1 protein-coding gene is annotated in these 365 nt (G+C 61.1%); it reads right to left on the bottom strand.

Translation table 11 applies throughout. The annotated features are described in order from the left end of the window. On the bottom strand, positions 1-365 hold a 365-nt coding region (locus HX773_RS25650), incomplete at both ends, for an HAD hydrolase-like protein (protein ID WP_176973831.1).

Below are 365 nucleotides of genomic sequence, written 5' to 3'. Positions count from 1 at the left end.
CTGCCGTAGATCACCTTGAAGTGCCGGGCAAAATCGAAGTGCCGGGCAATCTCGCGGGCGAAGACCCACGGCTTGGATGTGGCGATATACAAGGTGCGACCTTGTCCGCCGAGGGTCTCCAGCAAGGGGGTGACCCCGTCGAACACACGGTTTTCATACAGCCCGGTGACCTTGAAACGCTCGCGGTAGAAATTCACCGCTTCCCAGGCCTTGGCCTCGTCGAAGCCGTAGAACTGCATGAAGGCCTGCAACAGCGGCGGGCCGATAAAGTGTTCGAGCTTGCTCAGGTCCGGTTCGTCGATACCCAGCTTGCCGAGGGCATACTGGATCGAGCGGGTGATGCCCTCGCGCGGGTCGGTCAGGGT

The sequence above is a fragment of the Pantoea sp. B9002 genome, from assembly GCF_013385945.1.
In the GTDB taxonomy this organism is placed as follows: domain Bacteria; phylum Pseudomonadota; class Gammaproteobacteria; order Enterobacterales; family Enterobacteriaceae; genus Pantoea.
The sequence above is the reverse complement of the archived record's forward strand: the minus strand, read 5'-3'. Positions and strand labels throughout refer to the sequence as shown.